Origin of the sequence: Deinococcus rhizophilus, assembly GCF_030271215.1 — a bacterium.
In the GTDB taxonomy this organism is placed as follows: domain Bacteria; phylum Deinococcota; class Deinococci; order Deinococcales; family Deinococcaceae; genus Deinococcus; species Deinococcus rhizophilus.
This window is the reverse complement of sequence record NZ_JASNGB010000114.1, coordinates 1-9,275: the sequence shown is the minus strand read 5'-3', so window position 1 is coordinate 9,275 and position 9,275 is coordinate 1. Positions and strand designations below refer to the sequence as shown.

Sequence of the window (9,275 nt, the reverse complement as noted above, 5' to 3'; positions counted from 1 at the left end):
ATCTCGTCTCCCGCTCCATCCCACCCCCCACCCCTCATGGTGGGGGATTTTTTGTGGTGCTTATTGGCCCTTGCGTATGCTGGCCATTCATTACGCTGTTACGCTGTGACGTATGAAGCTGCTGGTCGTCGGGGGAGCGGGATACATCGGGTCGCACACGGTGCAGCAACTGCTAAGGGCCGGGCACGAGGTCGTGGTGCTGGACAGCCTGACCAGCGGGCACCGAGGGGCATTGCCGGAGGGGGTAGAACTGGCACAGGTGGACCTGCTGGACGCGGAAGGGCTGCGGGCAGCGCTGGCTGCGCACCAGCCTGACGCCGTGATTCATTTTGCCGCGTTGATCGAGGTGAGCGAGAGCATGGGCGCTCCAGGCCGCTATTACCGCAACAACGTGGTGGGCAGCCTCAATTTGCTGGAGGCCATCGTGCAGACGCGGGTGGTGCCGCTGGTCTTCTCCTCCACGGCCGCCGTGTACGGCACCACCGACCATGTCCCCATCCCCGAGGACGCCCCCCTGCGTCCCGAGAGCGTCTACGGCGAGACCAAGCTGATGACCGAGCGCATGATTCACGCTTTTCACGCGGCGCATGGCCTGCCCTTCGTGGTGCTGCGCTATTTCAACGTGTGCGGGGCGGCGCCGGGCGGCGAGATCGGGGAGGACCACGCCAACAAGACCCACCTGATTGAACTGGCGGCGCTGACGGCCCTGGGCCAGCGCGGGAAGATGATGATCTTCGGGGACGACTACCCCACCCCCGACGGCACCTGCATCCGCGATTACATCCACGTGCAGGACCTCGCCGACGCGCATGTGCTCGCGGTGGAGGCTCTGGAGCGCGGACAACTCAGGGCCGCGACCTACAACGTGGGCCTGGGCCACGGCTTTTCCGTCCGGGAGGTGCTTGACGCCGTGGACGCGGTGATCACCGAGGACGGCCTTCCGCCCCTGCCACGCGAGGTCGCCCCCCGCCGTGCGGGTGACCCACCCCGTCTCGTCGCGGATGCCCGCCGCATCGTGGAGGACCTGGGCTTCCAGCCGCAGTTCACCGACCTCAAGGACATCGTGCGGACCGCCTGGGAGTGGCACCGGGCGCACCCGCACGGCTTCGGGGGGTGAGCGGCGACCCTGACCTCTCCTTCGTGGTCCACGAGCTTCACCGTACTCTGCTGGCTGACGAAGTGGAACGGGCCGTGGCAGCGGGTGTTTCAGGTCTTCGGCTGGGCGGTTCCGTGGCGCGGGGGACCGCCCGGCCCACCTCCGACCTCGACCTGTGGCTCTACTGGCCGGGGGCGCAGCCTTTCGAGGCCCAGGAGCGCGGTGGGCTTCTGGTCGAGCGGCATGGGCACACGCTGAACCGGGCGTGGCAGGAGGTGGAGGAGGGGACCGGGCTGACCCTCCTGGGCTGGGCCGAGAGCCGCGTGCTCCACGATCCCGGCGGGGACCTCGCCCGGATTCAGGCCGAGGCCCGGCACCTCCTGGCGGCCTACCGGACCCCGGAGGCCGAGCGGCGCAGGCTGCGGCACTGGCTGACCTCCACCCTGGGCAAGCTGGAGGGGGCGGGGTCTGATCAGGCGACTTTCCTGACCCGCACGACCCTTTGGACGCTGGCGGAGGCCCTGTGTGCCGTGAATGACCATCCCCCCCCTGCCGTCACCCGGATGTGGGAGGTGTTGCCGGAGCTGCCTCAGCAGCCCGAAGGGGACTGGCTGGGCCGCCTGCTGAGCGGCCCGGATGAGGTGCGGGCCTTGCGGGAGCTGGCCGGGTGGACGCTGGCACGGCTCTGACCCCCGCCTCCATCCCTTACCCTGCCTCCATGACTCCATCTGACCTGACCCCCCACATCGAACGTGGCCTCGCGGACCTGCGCGACCTGGTGGCTCTGGAGAGCGTCTCGGCGCAGGGGCGGATGCTGCCCGAGACGGCAGCGTTCGTGACCCGGTTGCTGGAGGCCGAGGGCTTTGCCGTTCGCGAGTATCCCGGCGAGGTCGCGCCCGTGCTGGTGGCCGAGGCGGGCGAGGGTCCCGCCACCCTGCTGATCTACAACCACTACGACGTGCAGCCCGAAGACCCGCTGGAGCTGTGGGACACGCCGCCTTTTATCCTCACCGAGCGAAACGGACGGCTCTACGGGCGCGGCGCGTCGGACGACAAGGGCGAGCTCGCCTCGCGGCTGGCGGCGGTCCGGGCGGTCCGGGAGCGGCACGGCGGGCGGCTGCCCGTGCGGGTGCGCTGGCTGATCGAGGGCGAGGAGGAGGTGGGCAGCCCCAGCCTGGAACGCTTCGTGGAGGAGCACGCGGACGAGTTGCGGGCCGACGGCTGCTGGTGGGAGTTCGGGTCCATCGACCCCGGGGGGCGGCCGGTGATGTACCTGGGCCTCAAGGGGGTCATGTGCGTGGAACTGCGCTGCCGGGTGGCCGACAGTGACCTGCACAGCAGTCTGGGCGCTGTCGTGGACAATCCGCTGTACCGCCTCGCGCGGGCAGTGGCCTCGCTGCGGGACGATGCGGGCCGCGTGACCATCCCTGGTTTTCACGACGACGTGCGGGAACCTTCCGAGGCTGACCGGGAGGCCATCGCCCGGATTCCCGGCGACGGCGGGAGCGTGCGCGAGACCTACGGGGTGACCCGGCCGCTCGCCACCGGCCCGGCCTACCACGAGCGGCTCAACTTTCACCCTGTGGTGAACGTGAACGGCTGGGGCGGCGGGTATCAGGAGGAGGGGAGCAAGACGGTCCTGCCCGCCCAGGGCTTTGTCAAGCTGGATTTCCGGCTGGTGCCCGATCAGGACCCGGCGCGGGTGCTGGCGCTGCTGCGGGCGCACCTCGACGCGCAGGGGCTGAGCGACGTGGAGGTCGTGGAACTCGAAGCCCATCAGAAGCCCGCCCGAGCCGACGCCGACCATCCCTTCGTGCGGACCTGCGTGGAAGCGGCGCGGGAGGCGCACGGCACCGACCCCATCGTGAATCCCAGCAGCGGCGGCAGCGGGCCGATGCATCCCTTCGGGGCCTTCGTGGGCGTGCCCTGCGTGGCGTTGGGCATCGGGAACGTGGGGGGGCGGGTCCACGCGCCCAACGAGAACATCCTGCGCGAGCATTTCGAAAAGGGCGTGGCCTTCGGCGTGGCGCTGCTGGAGGGGCTGGGACGGGGGTGAAAAGCGGCCAGCTTCCGGCCGCCCGCTAGATGTCCTCGTGCCCGGTGTCCATCCGCACCACGCGGGGGCGGAACTCGGCCACCACGTCCACGAGGTCACGCTGGCGGGCGATGACCTCCTCGATGCGCTTGTAAGCTTGCGGGGCCTCGTCCACCCCGCCGCCGATCAGGGTGATGCCGCGCTCCTTCAGGTACGCCTGCACGTCGCGCTTGTTCAGCGCCCGCTCGGCGGCCTTGCGCCCCATCTGGCGTCCGGCCCCGTGGCTGGCGCTGTCGAGGGCCTCCGCGTTGCCGCGCCCCCGCACCACGAAGCCGGGATCGGCCATGCTGCCGGGAATCAGGCCCAGCCGCCCGGCCTCGGCGGGGGTGGCCCCCTTGCGGTGGACGATGACCTCCTCGCCATCCGGGAGCGTCTGCCGCCACGCGAGGTTGTGGCTGTTGCTGACCTGCGCGAGCGGCCCCACGCCCAGGGCGCGGGCGAGGCGGGCGTGGATCAGGTCGTGGTTGGCCAGGGCGTAGCGGCCCGCGAGGTTCATCGCCTGCCAGTAGCCCTCGCCCTCCTCGGTGTCCAGCGGCAGCCACGCGAGCTTGCGGGCGGCGGGGTCCAGGGTGGGATGCAGGGCCTGCGCCACCCTGGTGTAGTGGTTCGCCACCTGCGCCCCGAAGCCCCGCGAGCCGCTGTGAGACAGCACCGCGAGGTAGTCGCCCGCCTCCAAGCCCAGGTCGGGCGCGGCCAGCGTCAGGGTGCCGAACTCCACGAAATGGTTGCCGCTGCCCGAGCTGCCGATCTGCTCGGCGGCCTTGTTCCGCAGGTGCCGCAGCAGCGCCTGCTCGCGCCACGCGGGGTCGTGCAGCACCTCGTGGTCGCCCCGGAAGGACTTCTCGAAGCTGACGCCCGCGCCGAAGCGGGTGTGCTTCATCAGCAGCCCCCGGGCCTCGTCGGTACTCAGCCCACCTGGGGCCAGGGGCAGCACGCTCAGCATCATCGAGCAGCCGATGTCCACGCCCACCCCGTAGGGAATGACGGCCCCCTCGGTGGCCAGTACCCCGCCGATGGGCAGGCCGTAGCCCACGTGCGCGTCGGGCATCAGCGCCCCCGCGCGGCTGACCGGAAGCTGCATCGCCACGTCCATCTGGCTGCGGGCACCGGGCTCGATCAGGTCCTCGCCCCAGACCCGGTAGGGCAGCGGTGTGGGCCGCAGCGTGGCCTGCGCCGCCGCCCGCGCCCGGGCGTCCCGCGAGGTCAGTTCCGCCGCGAGGTCGGCGTAGACGCCCCCGGTGACGTAAGCCTCCGGGTGGTCACGCACCGAGGCCAGCTCGCCGATGATCTCCTGGCGACTGATGCCTGCCCGCTCGCGCAGCTTGGCGGCGTCCAGGGCGAGCGCCACCGCCCGGCCCCCGAAGCCCAGTCTGGTGATCTGTTTGCCGTTCATGCCTTCAGCCTCTCCGCGCCCGGTGTGGGGCACCCCGTGGGTGGGGGGCCGGTCCATTCATGCAAGTCCCCCTCCCGCCGGACACAGGATGCCGCCGGAGGCTGGAGGCGACGTCGGCCGGACGGCGGGGCGAGGAACAAGGCGCTCCGGCGGGGCTTACTCCCACTCCTCCTCCTCGGCCTGGTGGGTCAGCTCCCGCGCCCAGTCCAGCACCACGTCGGGGTGGAGGTCGTGCAGGCGGTCCAGCAACCTCTCCACGTCGGCTTCCCCCAGGCCCGTCAGCGCGGGGAGCCGCCGGGGCGGGGCAGCGGGCACGAAGGACGCCGGGTCGTCCATGAACACGAGGAGCGTGGCCGCCGCGTGCTTGCAGATCGCGTTGTGCTCGTCGGGACAGGAGCAGGTGACCTCGCCCTTCTTCAGGTCGGTGCGGACCCGGTAGGGGGCCGGGCGGCTTCCCTGCACCCGCGCCCGGATCACGTCCCCCTGCCGCTCCCGCCGCTCCCGCCGCTCCACCTCGCCCACGAGGTCCCGCGCCCGCTCGCGCACCTTGCCGGACACGTGGCGCAGCAGCTCCGCCGGGGTAAAGCTCACCGCCGGGCCTCCAGCGCCGCCCGCGCCTCCTCCACCTCGTTCCAGGGGAGGGCCTCGCCCCCGCGCTCCAGCGTGTCCTCGGCCCCCTTGCCCGCCAGCAGGACGGTGTCGCCGGGGCGGGCCTGCCGGAGCGCGTGCCGGATGGCCTCCCGGCGGTCCCCGACCGACACGAAGTTGTCCCGGCCCGCCTCCCGCGCCCCGCGCTCCATCTCGGCGAGGATGTCCGCGAGGGGCGTGTCGCGGTGGTCTTCCTCGGTAAAGACCGCGTGGTCGGCCCGCCGGGTCGCCACCTCGCCCAGCGGTGCCCGCTTGCCGGGATCGCGCAGACCGCCCGCCGACCCGATCACCACCCACAGTTGCCCCGGTGTGGTCGCCCGCAGCGTTCCCAGCGCCCCCGCCAGGCTGGGAGGCGTGTGGGCGAAGTCCACGATCACCCGCGGGGCGTCCTCGCTGCCGGGCACGAGTTCCATCCGCCCCGGCACCCCGCCGAAGGAGGCCAGGCCCGCCGCGAGCTGCTGTGCCGTCGCTCCCAGACGCGCCGCCGCCGCCATTCCCGCCAGCGCGTTCGCCACGTTGAAGCGGCCGATCATCGGGAGGTGGGCCGCGAACTCGCCCAGCGGCGACGTGACCCGGAAGTGCAGCCCGGTCGCCCGCTCCTGCACCCCGTGCGCCTGCCAGTCGGCGGGTGAGCCGTCCAGGGAGTAGGTCGTCTCGGTGGGGGCGACGCCGGTCAGCCGGGCCGTCCAGGGGTCGTCGGCGTTCAGCACGGCGAAGGGGGCGCGTTCCACCAGCTTGCGTTTCTCGGCGAAATAGGCCTCCACGGTTCCGTGAAAGTCCAGGTGCTCGCGGGTCAGGTGGGTCCAGACCGCCACGTCCCACTCCACCCCGCGCACCCGCTCCAGCGCCAGCGCGTGGCTGCTGGCCTCCAGCACGGCGGCCTGCCCGCCCGCCTCCAGCAGCTCACGCAGGGTGGCCTGCAGCTGCGGGGCTTCGGGGGTGGTGAAGTGCGCGGGGAAGTGGCGCAGCACGCCGTCGGGCAGCTCGTAGCCCACGGTGCTGAGCAGGCCGGTGGGTATCCCGGCCGCCCGCAGCAGGTGCCGGGTGAGCCAGCTCGTGGTGGTCTTGCCGTCGGTGCCCGTCACCCCCACAACCTTCAGGGCGCGGCTGGGGAAACCCTCCAGCGCCGCCGCCGCGTCGGCCAGCGCTGCCCGCGCGTCTGGCACCGTCAGGTAGGGCAGGGGAGAGGTCTGCCCTTCACGCAAGCCCTCGCCCAGCACCGCCACCGCGCCCCGCGCCGCCACCTCCTCCAGAAAGGTGTGCCCGTCGAAGCGGGCGCCCCGAATCGCCACGAACACGAACCCCGGTTCCACCCACGCCGCGTTGTGGGTGATGCCCCGCACCTCGGCGGCGGGCAGGTCGGCGGCGGAGACGTTCAGGGCGGCGGCCAGCTCGGGCAGGTGCATGGGAGGGAGGCTAGCAGAGACGCCCCAGCCTCCTACCGCAGCAGCGGGAGCCCGAAGCCCTGCGCCTGCACCCGGCTGCACACCCACTGAAAGGCCGCCGGATTCTGCACGAAATCCAGCTCGTCGCCCGGCACCCGCACGACCGGGCAGGCGTCAAAGCCCTGCACCCACCCGTCGTAGAGCCGGTTCAGGCCCGCCAGGTACGCCTCGGGGATGTCCTTCTCGTAGGCGCGGCCCCGCTGGGCGATGCGCTTTTTGAGGGTGGGCAGCGAGGCGTCGATGTGAATCAGGAGGTCGGGCACCCGCAGGGCCGGGAGGACGCCCTCGTACAGTCCCCGGTAGGTCGCCCAGTCGCGCGGCTCCATCTGGCCCGACTCGTAGAGGTTCCGGGCGAAGATGTTGGCGTCCTCGAAGACCGTGCGGTCCTGAATCACGTACCGCGCCCCGGTCACCATCTGGAGGTGCTGTTCGAGCCGCCGCGACAGGAAGTACACCTGACTGTGAAAGGAGTAGCGCCGCATGTCGCGGTAGAAGTCCTCCAGGTACGGATTCTCGGCGTAAGGCTCGTACACCGGGCGCAGGCCGTAGCGGTCGGCGAGCATCCGCGTCAGCGTGCTCTTGCCGCTGCCGATGTTGCCGGAGATGGCGAGGTACATGTCAGCGGCTCCGCTGCTGGAACGTGGGATGTGGCCTGTGGAACGTGGGGAAGGCGTCGTCGCTGTCCACGTTCCACGGCCCACGCTCTACGGTCTGCCCCCTCACACCACCGCCCCCTCTCCCACGGGTCGGCCCGCCCGCAGCGCCGCCTCGATCTCGGCGTGCAGGGCGTGTTCGTCGTCGGGATTGCCCACGAAGTCGTAGCGGCTGGCGTCGACCGTCAGGAGCTGGCCGGGGTAGGTGCGGAAATACTCGTCGTAGCGGGCGGTCAGGTCCGTGAGGTAGGCGGCCTGCATGTCTCGCTCGAAGGGCCGCCCGCGTTTCTCGATGCGCGAGAGCAGCAGCCCCGGCTCGGCCCGCAGGTACACCACCAGGTCCGGGGTGGGCAGCCGGGGCGAGAGGTGGCTGTAGAGGTCCTCGTACAGCGCGAACTCGGCGTCTTTCAGGTTCATCGCCGCGAAGATGAAGTCCTTGTCGAAGAGGTAGTCGCTGACCACGTTCCCGCTCCACAGCCCCGGCTGCGCGAGCGCCGAGAGCTGCTTGAAGCGTGAGAGCAGGAAAAAGACCTGCACCTGAAAGGCGTAGGCTTCCGGCGAGTCATAGAAGTGGGCCAGGAAGGGATTTTCCTCCACGACTTCCAGATTCAGCTCCGCACCGGAGCGCCCCGCGAGCCGCCCCGCCAGGCTCGTTTTTCCCACCCCGATGGGGCCTTCGACGACGACGTACATAGCACCAGGGATCATAGAGCTTCCGGCCGCCCGGGGCCAGCAACCAGAAAAGGGGCAGCAACCAGAAAAGGGCGCTCCAGCACGGGCCAGAGCGCTCCAGAGCAGGCGGCAATCACTGCAGGGTGCGTTTCTGCAGCGTCACCCGCACGTTCACGCTTTTCCTGTTGCGCCACACCCGCAGGTTGACGCTCTGGCCGGGGCGCTTGGCGGCCACCAGCCGGGTCACGTCGTAGCTGCCGCGCACCCGCACGCCGTCCACCGCCACGATGATGTCTCCCAGCGGGGCGAGCAGCTGCCCGCGGCTGTTGCGCAGGCTGCCGCGCAGCCCGGCCCGGCCCCCGGCGGACCCGGCGGCGACCTCGTCCACCAGCGCTCCCTCCGAGCTGCTCAGGCCCGCGAGCTGCCGCAGCGCCGGGTCGAGGCTGTCGAGGTCCTCCAGCGTGACCCCCAGGGTGCCGCGCTGGGGCACGCCGATCTTCTCGAGGTCGTCGAGGCTCTGGCGCACGAGGTCGCTGGGAATCGCCATGCCGATGATGCCCGGCACGAACAGGTTGGGCGCCGCGTTCGCGTCGGCCACGCCCACCACCGCCCCGCGCGAGTCGAGGACCGGGCCGCCGCTGTTGCCCTGCTGGATGCTGGCGGTGGTCAGCAGGTACTGCCCGATCTCCTGCCCGAGCTGGTCGTCACGCGGCACGTCCTGGGCACTCGCCATCACGCTGAAGACCCCGGTCCCCACGAAATTGGGAATCCGCAGCGGCGTGCCGATGGTGATCAGCTTCTGCCCGGGAATCAGGCTGGCGCTGCGCCCGAAGGCCAGCGTGCGCGGCGCCGACACCCCACTGACCCGCAGAATGGCGATGTCGATGCCGGGGTCGATACCCTCCACCCGCGCGGGCACCCGCCGTCCGTTGTAGAGGGTCACGCTGACCGATTCCTGGTACTGGATGACGTGGTAATTCGTGACGATCAGGTTGGACTTGTAGAAAAAGCCGGTGCCCGTCTCCACCGGGTCGTCCCCGGCCTGCAGGAACTCCCGGCGCAACCGGGCGTCGACCCGTACCACCGCCCGCAACGACTTTTGCGCCACCTCGACCGTGTTGATCTCGTCGGTGGTGGCGAGCGCCCGCTGCGCCTGCACGCCCTGCCCGTGCCCGGTGAAATAGACGGCGGCTCCCGCCCCGGTCAGGAGCAGGGCAGCGGCCAGGGCACGCAGCGCGGTGGTCACTCGCCGCCGCCGCCCGCGCTGCCGCCC

General features: G+C 71.2%; 9 protein-coding genes. 3 read left to right on the top strand and 6 right to left on the bottom strand.

Annotated features, from left to right (window positions below; translation table 11 throughout):
* Positions 1 to 112 precede the first annotated feature (112 nt).
* From galE to QOL99_RS11675, 3 genes are read left to right on the top strand one after another with little or no spacing between them, the layout of a single operon-like run.
* Entirely contained in the window at positions 113 to 1,117 is a 1,005-nt protein-coding gene (galE, locus tag QOL99_RS11685; RefSeq protein ID WP_285524038.1) for a UDP-glucose 4-epimerase GalE, read from the top strand.
* Positions 1,081 to 1,785: a nucleotidyltransferase domain-containing protein gene (locus tag QOL99_RS11680; RefSeq protein ID WP_326522586.1), complete on the top strand. Its 705-nt coding sequence runs from the start codon at positions 1,081 to 1,083 to the stop codon at positions 1,783 to 1,785. Before galE ends, QOL99_RS11680 begins: the two co-directional genes overlap by 37 nt.
* Positions 1,786 to 1,814: 29 nt before the next feature.
* Positions 1,815 to 3,152: a M20/M25/M40 family metallo-hydrolase gene (locus QOL99_RS11675; protein WP_285524036.1), complete on the top strand. Its 1,338-nt coding sequence runs from the start codon at positions 1,815 to 1,817 to the stop codon at positions 3,150 to 3,152.
* A 25-nt stretch (positions 3,153 to 3,177) separates the two neighbouring features.
* On the opposite strand, the gene QOL99_RS11670 is transcribed toward QOL99_RS11675, so the two are convergent.
* The 6 genes from QOL99_RS11670 to QOL99_RS11645 form a co-directional block, all read right to left on the bottom strand.
* Positions 3,178 to 4,584: an RtcB family protein gene (locus QOL99_RS11670; protein WP_285524042.1), complete on the bottom strand. Its 1,407-nt coding sequence runs from the start codon at positions 4,582 to 4,584 to the stop codon at positions 3,178 to 3,180.
* Between the two features lie 156 nt (positions 4,585 to 4,740).
* The gene (locus QOL99_RS11665) at positions 4,741 to 5,175 is read right to left on the bottom strand and encodes an SWIM zinc finger family protein (protein ID WP_285524034.1); all 435 of its coding nucleotides are present in this window, start codon (positions 5,173 to 5,175) and stop codon (positions 4,741 to 4,743) included.
* Entirely contained in the window at positions 5,172 to 6,638 is a 1,467-nt protein-coding gene (locus tag QOL99_RS11660) for a UDP-N-acetylmuramoyl-L-alanyl-D-glutamate--2,6-diaminopimelate ligase (RefSeq protein ID WP_285524032.1), read from the bottom strand. The genes QOL99_RS11665 and QOL99_RS11660 overlap by 4 nt, the downstream gene beginning before the upstream one ends.
* Positions 6,639 to 6,670: 32 nt before the next feature.
* The gene (locus tag QOL99_RS11655; protein WP_285524029.1) at positions 6,671 to 7,294 is read right to left on the bottom strand and encodes a deoxynucleoside kinase; all 624 of its coding nucleotides are present in this window, start codon (positions 7,292 to 7,294) and stop codon (positions 6,671 to 6,673) included.
* A 102-nt stretch (positions 7,295 to 7,396) separates the two neighbouring features.
* Complete coding sequence (locus QOL99_RS11650; protein WP_285524028.1) at positions 7,397 to 8,023, bottom strand: deoxynucleoside kinase; 627 nt, start codon at positions 8,021 to 8,023, stop codon at positions 7,397 to 7,399.
* Positions 8,024 to 8,135: 112 nt separating this feature from the next.
* On the bottom strand, positions 8,136 to 9,248 hold the full coding sequence (locus QOL99_RS11645; protein WP_285524040.1) for a S1C family serine protease: 1,113 nt from the start codon (positions 9,246 to 9,248) through the stop codon (positions 8,136 to 8,138).
* Between the last annotated feature and the right edge of the window lie 27 nt (positions 9,249 to 9,275).

Excerpts from the sequence above, each read along its gene's own strand:
- galE (WP_285524038.1), top strand. The coding sequence starts at position 113 with ATGAAGCTGCTGGTCGTCGGGGGAGCGGGATACATCGGGTCGCACACG.
- QOL99_RS11675 (WP_285524036.1), top strand. The coding sequence starts at position 1,815 with ATGACTCCATCTGACCTGACCCCCCACATCGAACGTGGCCTCGCGGAC.
- QOL99_RS11670 (WP_285524042.1), bottom strand. The coding sequence starts at position 4,584 with ATGAACGGCAAACAGATCACCAGACTGGGCTTCGGGGGCCGGGCGGTG.
- QOL99_RS11660 (WP_285524032.1), bottom strand. The coding sequence starts at position 6,638 with ATGCACCTGCCCGAGCTGGCCGCCGCCCTGAACGTCTCCGCCGCCGAC.
- QOL99_RS11655 (WP_285524029.1), bottom strand. The coding sequence starts at position 7,294 with ATGTACCTCGCCATCTCCGGCAACATCGGCAGCGGCAAGAGCACGCTG.
- QOL99_RS11650 (WP_285524028.1), bottom strand. The coding sequence starts at position 8,023 with ATGTACGTCGTCGTCGAAGGCCCCATCGGGGTGGGAAAAACGAGCCTG.